Consider the following 19,568-nt stretch of genomic DNA (forward strand, 5'->3'; position numbering starts at 1 on the left):
CAGGTTATTTAGAATAATAGAAAGATAAATAAGCTCATCTTTTATAAAAAAAGAGATGGGCTTTTTTGTTTGTTACCAATAAGTGGAGTTACTCGACGTTTACGGATAAAAAACACTCGTTCTGATTAAGGACGAGTGTTTTTCTTTTTAGGTTATCTAACAGGTATAAACTTCCATGAGCTAGGTTTTTGTTTTTTTTCACCTAGTACGATCCAATTTTTCTCTGCATTTATATTTTCATAATTTAATGGATAGTCATCTGTAAAAATATTATATTCTGTAGGATTATTCAGGTTAATTTTAATTTTAAAGTCAGCTAAACTATCAGATTTTTGAGCAAGGTGAATCCAACTAGAATAATTAGACCAATTTAAATATTGAAATTGTTCGTAATTTGAGTGCTTCATGCGAAGATATATACTCTCCCCGTGGTGTAGCTTTGCATCATTTTCTTTGTAGAATTCAAATTCTATAGGTGTACCAGATAAAGCATCGTTTTCTTTATTTGCAAGTGAGACATAATCGTAACGGTTTGCTACATACCATTCAAATGTTAGACCTTGATAAGGAGATTCACTTGGTACGATATAATAGTTTTTCCCTGCTTCTATGACGTTTCCTTCTATATCATAGATTAATGCAGTCTCTATACTTGGAGCTTTCACATTTTCAGTAAAAGTTTTAAACCAAAGATTTAAGAAACCTGCTGTATTGCGCTGAGCTTCTCCTAAGCTTCGCTGCACAGCTGGGGTAACCATTTCTTGCCACAATTGCGCCTTACCACTATTATAATACTTAAATGTATTATCATTAGTAATATTTTGGATTTCAGGTTTAGCTACTCGGGCTGCATAATCAATCCATTCTTCAGGTGTGGATAGAGAATCGTTATAATTCCCTCCAGTATTGACTGCAAATTGATTTTGAATGGTTGTAACATAATTTTCAAAGTAGCTATGATATTTTATAGCTCTCGTATCAATTGCGGTAAAATTTGCTGCATGCATAGGTTGAGTAGCATCTGTAAAGTAGTGCGTGGCTACTCCTAAGTAATAGAAAGCTTTTTCATAGTCTTTATTTCGTAAATGTTCTCCAGATTCATAAAAGTATTTCTTACCTTGTGTAAGAGCCGTTGGATTTGTTTCTCCTCTATAATTTTCTTTAGTATCAGGATCATAAAAATGAGATTTCCATCCGCCTTTAAAAACGCCGCCTATTCCTGTTCCACCATCGTTAAACTCTGCATTATAATCTGCATCATATAATCCTTTAGAAAATAGATCTTTATATTGAGGATAATTTAAAAAGTCCACAGCCTGCTTATTTGCTTCAATATTAGATTCTGTTTTCATAATTTCAATAGCCTGTTTTGCAATCCATAAATGTGTACTTTTATCAGAATGATACGGAGCTTCTGCAGACCATCCTGCAGTAATAGGATCATTCTCAGTTAAATCAATTTGATCGAGATGAGCATAGCTACTTTGAGGAGATACTCCTAAAATAGTTAAAGTCACTCCAGCTATACATAGTGTTGATGCGAATTTTTTCATTTTTTTATTCCTTTCTAAATATAAAGATTCTTATGCAAATATTCATCATAATAACGTAATATCAACAGGTAAATATCTCTAATAAAAGAGCGGTTAGCAAAGGCTAACTGCTTAATTTTTCTCTTAAAGGGATACCGCCACATCGATCAACTTAAAAGTTTTAAGTAGACCCTAAACAATAATTTTCTTTCTCTACCTCTAGTTATATATAAAAGCGCGTCTTATTTAAACATATATTTTTATGCAATTTTACATATCCAAATATAGGGAATCAAACAACCTTCCATTTATTATATTAATGAAAGACCGTTGTCTTTAGACAATTGAAATTATGATGTTTTAAGTTAACAATCTATATCCATCAACTTAAGAATTCAGAATTACCCCAAAATGAAAAAATGAGCTTTTTGTTATAAGTTGGCACAAAATTTTGTTCTTTGGTACTATGAAATTTTAGCTAGATGGCTATGTGACGGTCCCCCTACTTAAATTGACTCTCCAATTTGATGAGTATGATATATTAGAAAAAGCGCCCTGTTTACAGGGCGCTTCACTTCTACCTAATGACTAATATTAGCAGTTGGGTATAATGTTGTTCCTCCAATTGAAACCTTTATTTCATTTGTTAATGGAACATTTTGTTCATTAATGATTGTTCTCCACCATTCCCATGCAAGACCTGTACATTCTCTCGCTACGACTTTTACATTTTTTGAATTCGGTGGAAGTGGTATGACTGTAGAGAAATGAGCAGTTTTGTCTCTGCCGCTTCCTTCCCAAGTTTTATGTGTTAGTACTTCTTTCCCATTTTGATCATATGAGAATTCATCCCAAGATACATCAAATTGAGCAACATATGCACCGTAATGATCAAGCGTCATTTTCGCACTTGAATATTCTGTAGTTGTAGTCTCAATATAATCTGTATTGTTATGAACAGCAGCAGTTGCATTATCTTTTAAGAAAGTGCTTGTATATGAAATTGGGTATGCTGGATTTTTAAGACTTAATTCTGCATTATCTTTAATGATATTGCGTATTTCATTAAAATCTTTTGTAACAACCTTGTTATGCTCTTTCGCATCTCCGCCTAATACTACAGCGGTAAAGGTACTGTCTTCAAAAATATCTTTGTACTGTCCACTCGTTTCGACGCTGTTATTCTTAAGTAAGGCTTTAAAGGCAGCTTGTACATCTTTGCTCTTAGATGTTGTTTCTAATTTCACATAAATTGTTCTGCCATAAGCTACATTTGACACCATAACAGGCGGAGCCGTATTACTTACCCCTTTACGAGTTAACTCATCAAAAGTAACACTATTATCAAAAAGATCTGATGGATTGTTAGGTAGTTCAGCGCTTACGGTATAAAATATCTGCTTATATGCCGCAATCATCACTTTTTTCTCTCCATTTGCAACCGCATTAAAGTCAATGTTTAGCCCGTTATCAAGATATTTAGCGTTAACATTAAGAGCACTTGCGATTTGTGATTTACTATAAACCATAGATTCTGTATACTGCATCCTTGCAGGTAACGTATGTGTTGTTGCATACTTTTCATTCCAAGTAGATACTAAATCGTCTACTGCTCCAGACACATTACCATATGTCGGATTTTGGACAGTTATTGTATTTTCTTTTTTCATGCCAGGTAAGTCTATACTAATATTCAAAGGTTTTCTCTTAGCCACTAATAAACTAGGTTGATTATCTGCAAAAGCTTTATTTGCAAGTTGTACTGCCCCTGGATAAGTACGATTAGCCACAGAATCAATAATCGAAATATCGACCGGTGAAGTTGTAAGTGATTTTTTCTCACGTTCAACTACTACAAATTTACCATTTGAATTGATACTTTCTTTCGGAACAAAACTCTCTACTTTATCACCATTTATTGCTAAAATATCTCTACTATCATACTTTAAATTTGTTATACCAGTATCAATGCCACTAGCATTTTTTGTTGCATCAGCTGAATTACCTGTTTTTGTTTCTGCGAAGGAAATAGATGAATAATTAATAGTGCATAAACTAACTAATAAACATGCTAGAAATTTTATTCCTTTGTTATTTTTCTTAATTTTCAGAAAAATCATCCCATTCTTTTTTATATTAAGATATGATAATGATTTATAAATGATTGCTAAATAATAAACTTACATAAATGCTTTTAAAAATTCTTGAACTAATGGAATTACTCCACCTAAAAATTTCAAAACTGCCATTGCGATTTCCATATTATTTCCTCCTTTTTGTTATATAAAGATGTATTGAATATTTATGCTTTCATTATAATAAGTGTTTACATTTACATCAACATATTTTTATATATAATATTGCATATGAGGGTAAGGTCACGAAATATCACATTTTCGCATTAAGACATGTATTGGAAATTGATTGTTTCCTAAAACAAAAAAATGAACTGAATTCTTATAGATAATTGCGGTGAGATAAAATTTTTGTTTTGGGGTACTTCAAAATATTAGGTTGATGGGCATGGGGTAGGACGCACATTTTAACGTTTTTATACGCTAAAGGATTCTCAAAACTCCATAACACGAGTTGAATAGAGAATTTGATTTAAAGATGAGTTTTGAGACACTATTTAACGAATTTTAAAGGTCATAAAATTGTAATTGGTACTCATAGACTTGTCATGACGATAATGATGGGGATATTTCGATAGTCAATATTTTTATCTATACTCTCTAAAACCACCAATAAAAGTATACATTCAAAGAATGATAAATAAAAAAACTAGAAAGGATTCAACCGAGTTAGATGTTAAACATAGATCCTTTCATAAACACTTTTGGCAGGGCAAGAATTGTTCAATTAGATATTTGAACATATAAAATAATCCGCTAGTATCTAAACTAGTGGAATTCAATTCATTATTTTTCCCATTCTGTAAGCTTGACATCCCATAGCAATGCATCTGTATCAATAAATTTAATACTAAGTTCATTTGCTTTAGCCAACTCTATCTTAAAAGAACTTGTGGATTTAGATTTGCTTTCTTCAGAGAATCGAATGGTTTGTACATCTTTTCCATCAATAGAAATAATTATCTTACCGGAATGTTTGCTAGCACTATCAGGGATACCGAGATATCCCGAAAGTTTTGCATACTTACCTTTTAACAAGTATTTAAATTGCTGAGAATTTGTCCCTTTACTACTATACATATTTAATTTAGGTTCAATTTTTTTATGAGCCACTTCAAAGCTAGTCGAATTGTTAACTTTCGGTACATATCCAGTACTTTCTGTCAGTTGATTTAGCGCTATATCGGTTCCGTTTTTTAGGGATTGTTGTTCTTTTTCTAATGATTTATTAATTTCGCCTACAACTACAAGTACTCCTAATGTCAAGATAAATGCTGTTACACCTGTAATAATAAAGTTTTTCAAAGTATTATTAGAGCGAAATCCTATTTTATATGCACAAAATCCTATTGTAGCACCCATTGCATTAACAATTACATCATCAATGTCAAAGCCACCAAGAAAAGTAACCATTTGTAGGACTTCTAGTATAAGAATAGAAATACAGAATGAAGTAATAAATCTAATAAAGCTACAACGATATAACATAGGAATTAATACCCCAAAAGGTATGAATGCTGTTAAATTTCCAAAATTAAAAAACCATAGATTAAAATCTTCCCTATCTACCATATTTGGCAAGCTCAAAGGAATACTACTCGGAATTAACTGGAATTCATATTCATGGTTAATATATTTTAATCCCAATCTATCGAAACCAAGAAACATAAAGTAGAGAATAAGAACGGAATATAGTCCTAATATTGCGAGGGTAATGTTACGATGTTTTCCTTTGATAATAAAACCTCCTATTACTAATAAATGTTCTTATTGATAATTTTACAAATTCGCGTATTTTAAATATAACAATAAAATCATGTTGGCGTAAGTAGTAATTCGGTTCTGTTGCAAAGTTTTTAAAAGTAAGCTAAACTTTTGCAAAACAAAGCGAGGAGAATACGTCATTCCTTTCTTTTTCTCTCGAACAGCTTGATCTTGTAGACGTTTTTTTGTTGTTTTTCTGTAAGTCGATGAACAATAACATGAGTCTGTACTTTGTCACTCATCCCTACATAAGCATCTGTTATATCATAGGTTTGTCCTGGCTGCATGGAATGCATCAACTTCTCCATATCTAACTGAATGTACTGCATACCTTTCTTTATTCTTCCGTCTTGAAAGTAACCTGGATTGGGATTTTTCTGAATTACAAGCTAATAATGGTTCGTACATCATTATAGCGTGATTCTCCGTTACATATTGATCTTCTACAAACTCTTTCTGTTGGCTATATACTCTACGTTGGGTTCTGGTGCAAATATATGAAGAAGAACGCGGATAATAGTAGATTCCTAGTGAAATCGTATTTTATGCTATAAGTCCAAACACTTGGTGGATAAACTCTTTTTGATTTTGAACAGACTGATTCTGTAAACCAATCTGTCTCTTTATTATCATATGCATGGCTTCAACACCACTCAATATAGAGATTCCAGTTTTAAATGATTTGAACCCTAACATAGAGTGCACACGTTTCTTAATAAAACGATGATCTTGTTCCACTATATTATTGAGATATCTAACTTGCCTTAGTTGTATGCCTTCAGGCATATATTTCTCTTCTTTCAACTCTTGAATCGCTACAGGATAGGCAGGGTTTTTATCTACTGTTATCACACGAGGTTTAGAAATGTACGAAAAAGCCAAGGCTTTCTTGAAAAAGCGCTTGGCTGCTTGTTTATCTCTTGATTTACTTAGATAAAAATCAATGGTATTACCTTCTGAATCAACGGCACGATATAAATACATCCATTGTCCTTTTACCTTAATATAGGTTTCATCGACTCTCCATGAGTCATTTGTTGATTATCGCACTTTCTCTTCTAATTGAGGCCCATATTGATGAACCCAGCGCATAATCGTTGTGTGAGCAATTGATAATCCTCTTTCCTCCATCATTTCCACCAGGTTACGGAAGCCCAAATTGTACCGTAGGTACCACCTTACTGTTAATAAGATTAGTTCAGGCTGATAATGTTTCCACTTGAATAGGTTTTGCTTTTCCATACTGATCACGTCCTTTTTTAGAGTACTAGTATTAGTATGTCCAAGTTTCAGAGATTATTTACATAAATCTTATAGTTTTTGCACCAGAACCAAAAATAAGCCCAAAGAATTAAATAATTCTTTGGGCTTATTTTTAAATTTAGGAAGTTACATTCTTTCTTCCTATAAATAATCTCACAGAACAGGACCATCGACATGTAAAGCGACAGACACTTTTCCAAATCCGCAGGATTTCAAAACATTCGTCATGCCTCACGTATAGTAAAAGGCATCGAAACCATTCATGCCCTGTATAAAAAAGACAGAGTCTTCAACCAAACTTCGCTTTTTCGATGTATAATGAATTACAGAAATTATTGATGACTGTAAAAACTTTGTTTTCCTCAACCATATATCTTTTACATTTCAGTTAATTTTGCAAAAGAAGTTAATAAAACATATCTAATTATTGATTCACCGCTTTGACTACAAGTGCTGCGTATGCTTCTGCACCTACTTTGGTTAAATGCACACCATCAGGTGCAAAGTAGTCTCTCTTTCCAGCACTTGCTGCATACCAATCGACTAGAGTTATATTCGGATATTCAGATGTTGTCACTTTTAATCTCTCATTCACGATTGATTCCCACGGACGTGGTACCCTCGTATTAATAAATATCATTTTACGTTCATTCCCAATTAATTTTATTAATGATACAAGTTGCTCAGTAGTAAAGGCTCCATTTGTACCTAATCCAATAATCACATAGTTTCCTAAATTCCCTTCATTCTTTAACTGTTCAACTACAGGAATCGCTTTTGACAGCTGGCGACCAATTTGTGCATCAATCCTAATATCAGGAAAAGTATTTTTTAAATACGGAGCAATATCAATCATAACGGAATCGCCTATTGCAGTAACGGTGAGAGCATCTTTAGGTTGCGCAGAATTTATTTCTTTTGATTCTTCTTGAGTTTGAGGCGTCTCTTGAGCTGGATTTTCCCAAACTGCAACTGGATGTTTCGCCGGTTGTGTTTGTACTGCTTCCACCTTATCTAGTTGAGGATTCTCCTTAGCCTTACTAACTTTTGATAACCCAAAGACGGCTATCGACGAAACGAATACTGCACAAATTAAAGCTAACTTAACACCTAAAGCGACATTTTGAAGTCTTAAATTCTTAAACTGAATATTTCGGAGCGCACCTTGTCGGATTGGTTTTTCAATATACTTCCATGAAATTTGCGCAATCATTATAATCAGAAGAAATTGAAGAATTGCTCTTGTAATCGAAAACTCTCCAGCATTTACCTTCGGAGTCGTCAATGTAATAATCGGATAATGCCAAAGATATATTCCATATGATCGCACGCCCATCCAACGCAGTGGTCTAAATCTCAAAAATAGTGCGATTCTGCTAGCCGGATGCGCAAGGTTAGCGACTAACAAGGCTGTAGCAATTGATAAAAGGACCATTCCCCCACGGTATAGAAACGGCTCATATTGATTCGTCTTCCAAAACATAATGAGAATGATACTAAGAGCAACTCCCCCAATAACATCAAGAATAAGACGTGCTTGCGGAATAATTTTATTCGCAAGTCTACTGCTTGGCCAAATTAAAGCAAGTGCCGCTCCAATTAATAAAGAAAAAGCCCGTGTATCAGTACCGTAATAAATTCTACTTGGGTCAGAGCCTGGTTCATATAGAATTGCCATTGCTAAAGCAGATGCAATTGCTCCTAGACAAATAAATAAGATCATGCGTGATTGTTTTTTTATGTAATAAAATCCTAAACTAATGACGAACGGCCAAACCACATAAAATTGTTCCTCAACAGCTAACGACCAAAAATGATTTAGCGGAGAAGGCTGACCAAAGCTATCAAAATAAGATAATTTATGATAAATATACCACCAGTTACTAACATAAAATAACGCCGCTAATGAATCCCCACGCATTTTTTCAAGTAAAGAGCTATGAAAAATCGTAATCCATGCCAACGTTATAACGAGCATAACAAACATTGCTGGAAGCAATCTCCTTGCCCTACTAAGCCAGAATTTCTTCAAATCAATTCTCTTATTTCTCTTCCACTCCATCGCTAGAATATCTGTAATTAAATAACCTGAGAGTACAAAAAATACAGTAACCCCTAAAAATCCTCCAGGCATCCAATTAAAATTAATATGATACAAAATAACACCTAGTATAGCTAGGCCCCTTAGACTGTCTAATCCAACCATATAACGACTATTTTTTTTAAAAGGTTTAGTCACCTACAATCACCTCTATTTCTTGGAAATTAGGTAAATAATAGCGGTATAAAATGCTATTAATTTCCTAAAATCATATAAGCTAAACTATTACAAACATCATTTGGGAAGGCTCTCTTTTTTATAATTACACGCACAGTAACTAACACTTTATCACTTTATCACGTTATCTGGTTCTATTGTGAAAATTTTTAAATTAGGTGTTTTTGCCCATCCCCCCGAAAAAGGGGAATATGCTTAATTAATTAAAAAGTTATATGCTGTGTGTCAAAAAGTACACTTTTTTATACGTTATTACAAACATATAAAGGACTGACATTGTGAATATGGAAATCTTATCTATCAAATTTGGAAGAAAAAATAGCAAAAGAGCACAACTATCTTTGGAAATGGATGAAACCTATATAAATGTCAACTAATCTATGTACAAAAACGCTCACTTAATTGTGTATAAAATTACTCACCTTCGGAAGCTAAGTGGTTCTTCAGGGCTGATAAGAACACCTGTAGATACTTCAAGATAGCTATATAATTGTGTGAGTGATGTACTTGCAACCTGTTGGCTAAGCCATACACATAAAGCAACTAACTCCCTTGCTCGATATTTACACTTTTGCTGAACGAATCCTTTTTCTTTAGCTAGGTATTCTAGGACATGAGGAGACATTTATCGTTGCAATTCTTCAGCAATCGGTTGAAGTTCTTCAAGAATCGAAAAATTCATAAAAAACGCCATCCTTTCCTATAATTCTACAGAAAGGATAACGTCTTTTTTGCTTTATGGATAGTGCAAAACCTTAGCTTGATAGCGATGTATGGTGACCCCTATTAGGCTATTTTCTTTTTAACAACTCACCACGTAATGCTCTTTTTTTTACAAGTCATGAGATTATGATTTTATGTATTTACATTAACGTATATAACTGTTTTTCCACCCCGCACGCGAGATTGCTATTTACTAGTACACGATAACCGGTTCATAAGTGCTTAAATTATCATACACAGTTTTTGCAATACTAGGAGGAAGGTTAACACATCCGCCTGATCCCCCAGTTAAATAGGCATTATTTGCCCAGTTTGTTCGCCAGCCGGCATCGTGGAATCCTTGGCCGCTATTTGTGAACGGAGCCCAGTAATCTACCTTAACGGAATAATCAGCTTTACCTACTGCGCTGCCTTTGAGTGTGTATGGTGATCGTTTATATAGGACGTACCACACACCTGGTGATGTATCTTCACTCGTGCTATGTTTACCAGTTACTACATTTGTTGTGACTGCTAATTTTCCATCTTTGTAAATCCAAATTTGTTGCTCTGCAATTGAGACTTCCGCATACGTGTCTCCGATGCCATTATTCGATGTTGTTTCATAACCGATGCCTTCATTACTCCAGCCATTTCCGTGAATATTAGAAGCAGTAAGCGACTTTTCGCCTTTTTCAAAGGCTTGTTGGACTTGCTTTGTTTCTTTTTCAACATCTAGTGCCCAACCATAGCCTTGTCCTTTTACTGATATGACCGAACCGGAATGGGTTTTAAATGTAAAGTCTTTATTTAATGTTGATTTAGCATTATTAATTCCAGCAATCTTTTTCTTAATGTCGCTCGCATCGATTGTAACTTTCATATCCTTTGACATAGAGGCATTTTGAATTAAATCTTTCGCTTTTAAAGGATAAACTTCATTCTGTACCTTATAATCAACGGATTGTTGAAGAAGATCCTGTAGTGCTTTCTCCTCTTTTTTGACAATCGGATTGTCTTCTTTAATAGGCTGTATGTACGCAGGCTTCAGATGAATTTCGCTTTTATACTTCTGCTTGTCGTAATCTTTCAGTAGACTAGTAACGTCATACTGTTTTCCGTCAACGCTTTTCGGGATAATAACTTTTCCTTGTTCGAGCTTCGCCATCGCATCTTGAGGCGCTTTTAATTTTTTATTCATAGAGACGAGCTTTTCTTCTACAATTTTTTTCATCGTTTCGCTACGATACTGATCCGCCTTTTCCGGTAGCAGTGAATAATTTTTTTCCTTTGAGGAAGGGAAAAATGTCCACTGGCTTTTTAATAGTTTCTTAACTTGAGGCAAATCTTTTTCCGTAAGTTCCATTTGCGTATCTTCTTCATCTAAAATTTTTTGTTGACCGACATAAACTTTGTTTTCTAGTCCAGATGTTTTTAATTTCTGTATTGCCTGATCAGCGCTCAGACCTCCGACTTTTGTGTCGTTAATCGTAATATTTGAATTGAAGTGGGTTGCCTGATAATAACTCATTCCCCCAATAAGAAGTGCAATCATACCGCCACCCGCTGCGATAAGCTTCCAATTTGTAAAACGTTTGCTTGATCTTACTCGTTTTTTATCACCTTCTTCAACTGATTCATTTATTGTATTGTTGTCCATCCATCTTTCCTCCGCATATATCAATATCAATCTATTTTAAACTAAAATCATTGACTAGTGTACCTTATTGTTCTTAAAGTTTCATTATCTTTGACCAAATTTCATCGCATCAAATTGGTCAAATTTGGAATTTTTAATAGAACGACACATAAAAATGGTAGATAAATTTTTTTAATTCACACTGAATAGTCTCTTATAATCCCATCCCAAGCAGCATATGTATTTATGAAAAGATTGATAAAATCTTTTTGAGAACCAACGGTTCTCACTAAAGACGAGGTACTCGCATTACTTTGTGCATTTAGTAAATAAAAGAAGAAGGCTTTTACAAACGTACCAATCATTGCACCACCAAATAATTGAATAATCTTATTGGGGTACCGCCACATCGCTATCAAGCTAAGCTAAGATTATACCCTTAAAACGAAAAAACGCTATGCTTATCGTAAGAAGTTTACGAGAAAGGATGGCATTTTTTATGTCTATTATTTCAGATGAACTGTATCTTTTCGCCCAAGAACTACAAACCTTTGTATCTCCAACTGCACTACAAGAGATTGCCAAACAAGTAGACTTTGTCCAGCGATTGAGCAAATATCACGCGGATGAATTGATTGTACTTTGTGCATGGAATAGTCAAGAAATAGCTAGCACGTCCCTTACCCAATACAGACCATTCATGACAAAGAAGCCTATTTATGTCTCGTTTGAAATTGAACCAAAAATAAGAAGGCGCATTCCTCTTCAAAATCTTCGATTTAGTGGAGGTTAGCCTTCTGTAATTTATTTTCCTTGATTCTCTATGTACGCACGTAAAACTTCAATTGGTGCGCCTCCCGTTGTGAGTAACATGTAACTTCTACTCCAAAAATACGGTTTCCAGTAAAAAGGTTTCAATTCATCGGGGAACTCTTTTCGTATATAGCGGGAAGTAACTGTTTTAAAACTATTCACAACATTAGCCAAGTGAATTTGTGGCGGAGCATCAAACAGGATATGTATGTGATCCTCTTCACCGTTCATTTCAATAATTGTACAATTCCACTTTGTAAATAGGTTGTGGGCAATTTCCTCGAGCCTATTTTTTATGTTTTCATTGATACAAGGATGTCTATATTTTGTAACAACAACTAAATTAATATAGGTTAAAATTTTAACATGCTCAAATATGAAAAGGAAGGAGGATTTGTTGGATGTCCGCGATAAAATCTAAAACGTTAAAACATAAAATAACAAATCAAACAAGCATCTTTGAACCAACGATTCAAATTTTTAATGAAGCACTTTCGTATTTTATGAATGTTATTGATAAAGAATTTTTAAGTTTGGATGATTGGAACACAAAAGGAATCGTACCAGCCGTGGAAATGTTAACGCATGCGACGAAAACAAACCCACTTCCTAAATATAAAGAGTTCAACCAACGTTTTTACAAGTTCCCTAGTTATTTCAGGCGCGCGGCTATCGCTTCCGCCTTCGGAAAAGTGAAAAGTTATCGTTCCTTACTCCAAAACTGGGTAGAAGAAAAAGAACAAGCGAAGCAAGAAGGGAAACGTTTTTCAAAACGTCCACCTTCTTTTCAACTGAAACACAATGAATTTCCTGTGTTTTACCGTGGTAACATGTTTGAAAAAGGAAGTAACCATGAAGCGAAATTAAAGTTATTTATAAAAAAAGATTTGGTTTGGGTAGATATTACATATAAACCAATGGATTTAGAAAAGAGGGGCGTTTTAGGTTGGAAAGAATGCAATCCAAAGCTGATAAAAAGTGGTAAAAAATACTACCTAGCTATCTCCTATGAGAAGAAAATTCCGTTAAATAAAACAAACATAAAAGACCAAACGATTATTTCCGTGGACCTTGGAATGACCAATTCTGCGGTATGTTCTGCCATTCGTTCCGATGGAACTGTCATTGGACGTACATTTATTAACCAGCCAGTAGAAAAAGACCGGATGGATCGAATGAGTAAGAACGTAAAAATCGCACAAAAGAAATATGGGTACATTTCCGCTCCTAACCTTTGGAGAAAGATAAACGGTCTACAAAAACATATCATGATAGATACAGCTCGTCGCATCGTAAACTTTGCGGAACAGCACCATGCTGATGTGATTGTATTCGAATTTTTAGGGAAAATGAAATTTCCACCTAACACTTACGGAGCCAAACGACTCAAACAAAAATTACATCATTGGTGCAAAAATGATTACGTAGATAATCCAACATGAATGTTATATTTTTATGAAAATGAGTTGTTCGGAAATCAGTATTAAAAATCCGTATTTTTATACTTTGTAAAGATTGAATGTCCGTAATCATTCTCATATTTTTGTGTATATTTTGACAGCATTCGAGGTTTGCACCAGAACCGTAATTACTATATTAGGCGCTGTTGTGATCGGTTTAGCGTCGTATTTGTTGTTAAGGGATGATAAAGGGTAACAAAATAAACGAACCCATATCGGAAAAATGATAATTCTCCCCTAAAATAAGTGGGGAAACTTTCAAATTACTATTCTACTGTAGAATGAAAATGATACATTAATAATTAAGGTAACACGGTTCACTATTTAAATCAGTGAATCGATCATAAACATTTACATGTTTTCCAAATATCGTGACTCTATTTCAAGCTCACACCCCTCATCAGAAATCTCTCCTTTTCTTCTTTTTTATCAGTGTTGACAGATAAAAAAGTTCAGACACAAAAACAGGCTGTGGCGAAGACTTTCTCCACAGCCTGAGAACAAGTCATATATCTCTATATGACTTATCCCTTTAACTATTTAGTTTTTTATCATCTGTTATAGTTGATATAACTAGAGTCATAATACACCCACTGATCTGTCCCAATTCTTAGCCAACCGTTCTTTTCTTCATATACTGTAACATTTTCGCCTTTACTTGACTTTCTAACAATAGGATAGTTTGTACCTGCTCCGCTTCGAATATTTACTCCAATACCGTTGATTTGAGCCATTCCGATTACATTTTGAACTTTACCAGTTTCAATAACTTGAAGCATATTTAATAGGAACGTTGCAGTCTCTCCACGAGTTGTTGTACCTTTAGGGTCGTATTGGTTGTTTTCTTTACCTTTTACGATTCCTAAGCCATACAATCTTTGTACGTCTTCCTTATAGATAATTTGGTCTTTATCTACAAATGGTAAATTTGCAACTGGTCCCCATTGACCTTTATACTGTAAAGCCTTGTTCACAATGACCGCTGATTCTTCTCTTGTAATTGGTGTGTTCGGGTCAAAATAACCGTCGCCTCTACCTTTAATGATTCCCGCACTTGCAGTGCGTTTAATACCATCTCGTAGAGTTGGGTTTGCATCATTTAAGTCTTTAAATGATGCATCTCCGGCCGGCAGATTTAGAGACTTAGAGATTAATTGAGAAAATTCGGCTCTTGTTACGGCTCTGTTAGGCGCGAAAACTCCGTTTCCTTCCCCTACCATAATACCCCTTCTATTTAACTCTCGAATAGCGGATTCATACCAACCTCCTGTTATATCATCTTTTGGTTGATAAAAGTTATTATAATACCCCTCAACACCATTTACGAATGAACCCCATTGTCCACTATTAATCATGATAGCAGGACAGTTTTTACCACTCCACCTTTGGTGTTTTACGATATTATTTAACGGTACACCAGTTTCTTTCATTAAATAAGCCGCAAGTTTCTTAGCGTTATCTACTGCTTTACTGTAGTCACCGTCGCTATTAACTGCGATTTCAATTGCAATAGACTCTCTATTACCTGAACCATCACCGTCTCCTGCGTGCCACCCGTTCTCGTTTAATGGTAAGTGTTGATAAATCTCTTTATCGTCTACTGTAAAGTGCCATGATGCAGCTCGGTCTGTGTTCCCTACTGCTTGGTTATATAGATATTGAGCGTGGTTTCTAGCACCTGCTCCTACACTTGTATTATCAGTCTCATGAATTGTAATGTACTTTGGACTCATGTAGTTTTGAGGACGAATATTATCGTTACCTACTGGAACAATCCATTCAGTGAATGGAACACCGTTTATTGTACTAGAGATTCTAGATGATGCGGAAGACAGACTACGTTTTGTTCTGTTTGAATTGTTAGGAACAGTTAATGTGCCCGTTTCTTCATGAATACCTTCTGAACGTTGAAGGCTGTCTGCTTTCTTATTATCGACAGTACCTTCACCACGTCCGTCTACCCCTTCAAAACTAGCTTCAATACTTTTTAAAGCCTGTTCATCTGATGCTTGAAGTTGGTCTGTTTTACCTTGTTCTTGAACGCTTGTAAGTTGCTTATTGTTTACTGATTGTTGTTCCTCTGCAAATGATGCCAATGGTAAAGATAATACCGTTAATCCTGCTGTGAATGCTACTACTTTTTTGTTAAATTTAATGTTCATTTCTACTTTGGTATATCTCACTATTTTAATAGATATACCTTCCTCCTTGTACTTCTTTTAGTGTGAATAATAGTTTAAATAATTGGTAGTCTGAATCCCCAAAATAACGACTTGATTTTTCATTTCATATAATCAACTTAAATCTATATGTTTATATATGAGGATTTTTTATAGTTATAACACGAAACTAGGGCTTCTCCCACAACTAAGACCAATAGAAAGAGAATCCAACACAAATTTTTCTTCATAATTGTTTAAATCGATATTGGGGAGCGTTTCAAACAAATATCGAAGAGAATGATGAGGACTTAAATTGTTCTCTTTTGCAGTTTCAAGCACACTATACATAATAACACTCCCTCTAGTACCTTCGCAAAAATATAATTTAAATAACATAAATAACCTTTAATGTACAAAACAATAACATTTTGCTTTATATCCCTTTTGTTTTCTATGAAATTCACAAGTCTTGCAAAAATCCTGATTACAAATAAAAAAGATTTTAAAACATAGAAGTCCTTTTTTATGTTGGTTTGGAATAAAGTTTGATCGAAACTCAGGAGTTTTACCGTGACAGCTTTACCTAATGATGCAAAACGGTGCAACTTTTTTGCAAACAGTTAAACTTTATTCAAAACAGTACGACTTTATTTCAAAGCAACAGCTGTATCCCTTCACGTTCCTAACACCCTATATTACTTAGTAATAGTTGATTGTAAATCATTTTTTATTACATCCCAAAGTGGATTATCTTGATGTACTGGTATCCCCTCTTCATCCCATTTTATTTTTCCTGTTCCTAATTCATAATTCATTCCTGTCCAAGTATCTTCACGGAATGCATAGAATGATTTGTGCCATTCCTTTTGATTGAATATAGAAATTAAGTCTTGCATATATTGAGGGGCTCCTGGAACGGTACGATTAATTCCAAATTCCTCAGCCATGATTCGATTAGATGGTACATGATTTTTCTTAGACCAATTTTGAACAGGCTGTAAGAATTTATTTAATCCTTGTTTATTCCACATTACAGGTTTCTCTAAATCCCCTACTTTTACAAATCCCGGATATTGATATTCCTTGTTTTGTTTTTCACCTTGGCTCGTTAATTCATATGGCTCATACATATGAAATGCATAAAGTGTTTTTTTATCCTTTACTGGTTTTAAATATTTAAAGGCCCATGGAGTAGCATATAAACCTGAATCTAAAATAATCGGTGTTTCTTGGTCCACTTCACGAATGGAATTAATGACCTTTTGATAAAATCTATTTAAATCAGCTGTCGTTCCTTTCACTTTTTCATACCATTTCTCGTAATCTTCCGTCCAAAAATCATTATATCTATTATTCTTAGATGTTTCTGGATGTGGCTCATTGATAATGTTGTAACCAACCACAGCAGGATGATCTTTTAATTCAAGCGCAAGGTCCTTCCAAAATTGGCTTGCTTGCTCTTGATACTTCTCTTCTTCCCATATTCTGTCGTCATTCTTGTTATTATTAAATTGACGCCATCGATCACCAGGTAAAGATAACATTGTAAGAACAACTTTCATTCCTTGCGATTGTGCGGCATCTAAATCCTCTTTTAATTTTTCTAAATCCTCCTTTACTAATCCCTGATAGTCATCTGCATTACCTATCAGAAAATCCTTTCCAGAAGTATCTGGTTTATCCTCAAATAAAAAATCTTTATCTTTTGCCCATTTATCCGGTGCTAAACGAACATATTCAATATTGGCCTCCTTTGCACTTTTATAATTCTCAGGTAATGAAGTACTGTTCATAAAATTAGTACCTGTTCTTTTGGAATTCCAAAAATCCATTTTGGAATCTGCACATTTGTAAATTTCAGCTTTCACATTCATTTCCTGCATCCCTAAGCTCATCATGCCCATTAATGCAATTATTGGTATGATTTTCTTCATAAATTCTCCTTCTTTCTATATTATGTTTCAAAAATATATAATAAATCACTTTTGTTACAGGAAAGTGACAATTTCAAAAAAACATATTTTATTGATCTATAGAACTCTTTTAGGAATTTGAAAAAACATAAAATTCTTTCCTTTACTTACCCATATCTTATATTTTGTGTAACTGCCTCGAACTCTAAATACCTTGGTAATCTTAATTTTATAAACATTTGATTTTGAGTTACACAACATAGCCATCAAACTAATATTTTAAAGTGTCACCAAAACGAAAAAGCTAACTACTTATCTGAAAAAAGATAAGTAGTTAGCTTTTTTGGATACTATCGATAACAGGAATTATGTGAATAAAAAGTCCCACCAGACTAGAGGGGGCCCGCCAACCAAATAACATAAAGCCCACGTTAATACATATATTAGGGGTCATCATACATGCCCATCAAGCTAAGATAAATTAATACCCCAAAACGATAAAATTGAGAATTTTTCATTTTTTTGATTTGGGAATTATATCTCTTAATTAGATAGTACCAGGTACCCCACACGAAAAAAGCCGTTCTCCTATAAACTATGGAAATCGGCTTTTGTAATTTATCATTTATAATGAAGACCACTGTTAATGTAACTTATACAATCTAAACTTTTTTATAGATTTGAAACAACGTTGTATTTCCTGCAGATATTTTTTTGAGTTCTCCCCTAATAAAAATATATATTCAATATAAGAAAGCCTTTTATTATCTATTTGTAAGACTTGGGGGTTATCCATTTTCTTAGGTTGATGGCGATGTGCGTCCTACCCCATAAACGATTCAACTTTATTTCAAATCCACATTAAAAATTCAAATTAGATTCGGAATGTATCAAGTACATTATCTTTTTCTTCTTTATTAATTCCAATGTATCTTAGTGTAATTTGTGGTGTACTATGATTCAATATTTCTTGTAACATAGCAATATCCTTTGTTTGCTTGTAAAACCAATACCCAAATGTTTTACGCATTGTATGAGTACCCAAAGATTCGACTCCTGCAAAATCTCCGGCTTTTTGTAACTGTCGATACGCTTGAATTTTACTAATGGGCTTATCACCTTTTCGAGAAGGAAATAACCAGTTACTTTTTAAATCTTCAGCGTATGGAAGCACTTCCTCAAAAATGGATGTAATATTTATGATACGCTCCTTTTTTGTCTTTCCTTCTTTAACTCTAAATTCTTTCCGTTTTTTTCGCTTCAGTTTTAAAATTTCATCCGCTTCCATTTTAAGTAAATCACTTACACGTAACCCAGTATTAATTCCAATCAGGAATAAAATATAATCACGATCTGAACAATGACGTTTAAGAGACCATTTCATATCTTCGAGCTGTTCTTTGCTTCGAATTGGTTGTACATCAATTAAATGTTGCTTTTTATTCATCTACTTTTCAATCCCTTTATTTTCATTAATTTGAATGTATACTTTTTTATATATTTTTAGGATATCAATAAAAATAGATTAAAGTCAATGTTTAAGGGGAAATGAAAGTAAACTTTTGGGTTTTGAATCATTTATAGCTAATTTTGTAATAAATTTATCAATATTGATATAACGGTTCTGGTGCGAAAATACTTCACTAGAAACATAGAACGGCAATATCCTGTTAACGAGGAGATTAAACAGCTAATCCAAACAATTTATGAATGAATTTAACTTCATTTTGGGCAGATTTCACTCTTTGGTGAAGTTGCCTTTTTTTCATCATATGCATAGCTTCGATGCCACTTAAAATTAATGTAGCTGTACGAAGTGACTTCAATCCTAACATAGAATGGACTCGCTTTTTTATGAACCCTCTTGAACTACCCCCACTTTCACTTCGTTTAGAAGTGGGGGATTC

Annotated in this window: 11 protein-coding genes and 7 pseudogenes; 3 read left to right on the forward strand and 15 right to left on the reverse strand. The window is 34.0% G+C overall.

Annotated features, from left to right (window positions below; genetic code table 11):
- Positions 1-152: 152 nt before the first annotated feature.
- The 6 genes and pseudogenes from MHI07_RS26255 to MHI07_RS26280 form a co-directional block, all read right to left on the reverse strand.
- Positions 153-1,553 carry a zinc dependent phospholipase C family protein gene (locus MHI07_RS26255; protein ID WP_340826965.1) on the reverse strand — a complete coding sequence of 467 codons (1,401 nt, stop codon included), beginning with the start codon at positions 1,551-1,553 and terminating at the stop codon, positions 153-155.
- 560 nt (positions 1,554-2,113) lie between these two features.
- Entirely contained in the window at positions 2,114-3,652 is a 1,539-nt protein-coding gene (locus MHI07_RS26260) for a thiol-activated cytolysin family protein (protein WP_340826967.1), read from the reverse strand.
- An 801-nt stretch (positions 3,653-4,453) separates the two neighbouring features.
- Positions 4,454-5,371, reverse strand: coding sequence for a VanZ family protein (locus tag MHI07_RS26270; RefSeq protein WP_340827136.1), 918 nt, complete (start codon positions 5,369-5,371; stop codon positions 4,454-4,456).
- 183 nt (positions 5,372-5,554) lie between these two features.
- A pseudogene (locus MHI07_RS26275) lies at positions 5,555-5,817 on the reverse strand (IS4 family transposase); the annotation flags it as partial.
- A pseudogene (locus MHI07_RS29435) lies at positions 5,798-5,911 on the reverse strand (VanW family protein); the annotation flags it as partial. The pseudogenes MHI07_RS29435 and MHI07_RS26275, both read right to left, overlap by 20 nt.
- A 63-nt stretch (positions 5,912-5,974) precedes the next feature.
- Positions 5,975-6,673: pseudogene (locus MHI07_RS26280) on the reverse strand (IS6 family transposase).
- A 164-nt stretch (positions 6,674-6,837) separates the two neighbouring features.
- Between MHI07_RS26280 and MHI07_RS26285 the strand changes: the two are divergent.
- Positions 6,838-7,086 (forward strand): annotated as a pseudogene (locus tag MHI07_RS26285) (hypothetical protein); the annotation flags it as partial.
- A 32-nt stretch (positions 7,087-7,118) separates the two neighbouring features.
- On the opposite strand, the gene MHI07_RS26290 reads toward MHI07_RS26285, so the two are convergent.
- From MHI07_RS26290 to MHI07_RS26305, 4 genes and pseudogenes are all read right to left on the reverse strand, one after another.
- Positions 7,119-8,933 (reverse strand): acyltransferase family protein, encoded by a 1,815-nt coding sequence (locus MHI07_RS26290; protein ID WP_215582927.1) that lies wholly within the window; start codon positions 8,931-8,933, stop codon positions 7,119-7,121.
- 481 nt (positions 8,934-9,414) lie between these two features.
- Positions 9,415-9,597: pseudogene (locus MHI07_RS26295) on the reverse strand (IS4 family transposase); the annotation flags it as partial.
- Between the two features lie 291 nt (positions 9,598-9,888).
- A complete protein-coding gene (locus MHI07_RS26300; RefSeq protein WP_340826969.1) occupies positions 9,889-11,334 on the reverse strand; it encodes a L,D-transpeptidase family protein in 1,446 nt (481 codons plus the stop codon).
- 176 nt (positions 11,335-11,510) lie between these two features.
- Positions 11,511-11,723, reverse strand: a complete 213-nt coding sequence (locus MHI07_RS26305; RefSeq protein WP_340826970.1) for a hypothetical protein — start codon at positions 11,721-11,723, stop codon at positions 11,511-11,513.
- Between the two features lie 89 nt (positions 11,724-11,812).
- Here MHI07_RS26305 and MHI07_RS26310 point away from each other — a divergent pair.
- A pseudogene (locus MHI07_RS26310) lies at positions 11,813-12,001 on the forward strand (IS4 family transposase); the annotation flags it as partial.
- A 116-nt stretch (positions 12,002-12,117) separates the two neighbouring features.
- On the opposite strand, the gene tnpA reads toward MHI07_RS26310, so the two are convergent.
- Positions 12,118-12,504 (reverse strand): IS200/IS605 family transposase, encoded by a 387-nt coding sequence (gene tnpA, locus MHI07_RS26315; protein ID WP_215583032.1) that lies wholly within the window; start codon positions 12,502-12,504, stop codon positions 12,118-12,120.
- 23 nt (positions 12,505-12,527) lie between these two features.
- On the opposite strand from tnpA, the gene MHI07_RS26320 reads away from it, so the two are divergent.
- Complete coding sequence (locus tag MHI07_RS26320; RefSeq protein ID WP_252198891.1) at positions 12,528-13,568, forward strand: transposase; 1,041 nt, start codon at positions 12,528-12,530, stop codon at positions 13,566-13,568.
- 569 nt (positions 13,569-14,137) lie between these two features.
- Here the strand turns inward: MHI07_RS26320 and MHI07_RS26325 are convergent.
- The 4 genes and pseudogenes from MHI07_RS26325 to MHI07_RS26340 all read right to left on the reverse strand — a co-directional run.
- Positions 14,138-15,748 (reverse strand): S-layer homology domain-containing protein, encoded by a 1,611-nt coding sequence (locus MHI07_RS26325; RefSeq protein ID WP_215582932.1) that lies wholly within the window; start codon positions 15,746-15,748, stop codon positions 14,138-14,140.
- A gap of 695 nt (positions 15,749-16,443) precedes the next feature.
- On the reverse strand, positions 16,444-17,682 hold the full coding sequence (locus MHI07_RS26330; RefSeq protein WP_340826971.1) for a glycoside hydrolase family 5 protein: 1,239 nt from the start codon (positions 17,680-17,682) through the stop codon (positions 16,444-16,446).
- A gap of 853 nt (positions 17,683-18,535) precedes the next feature.
- On the reverse strand, positions 18,536-19,108 hold the full coding sequence (locus MHI07_RS26335; protein ID WP_199710363.1) for a tyrosine-type recombinase/integrase: 573 nt from the start codon (positions 19,106-19,108) through the stop codon (positions 18,536-18,538).
- Between the two features lie 235 nt (positions 19,109-19,343).
- A pseudogene (locus tag MHI07_RS26340) lies at positions 19,344-19,520 on the reverse strand (IS6 family transposase); the annotation flags it as partial.
- Positions 19,521-19,568: the final 48 nt, after the last annotated feature.

This window comes from Bacillus sp. FSL H8-0545, assembly GCF_038006105.1.
Taxonomy (GTDB): domain Bacteria; phylum Bacillota; class Bacilli; order Bacillales; family Bacillaceae_G; genus Bacillus_A; species Bacillus_A cereus_U.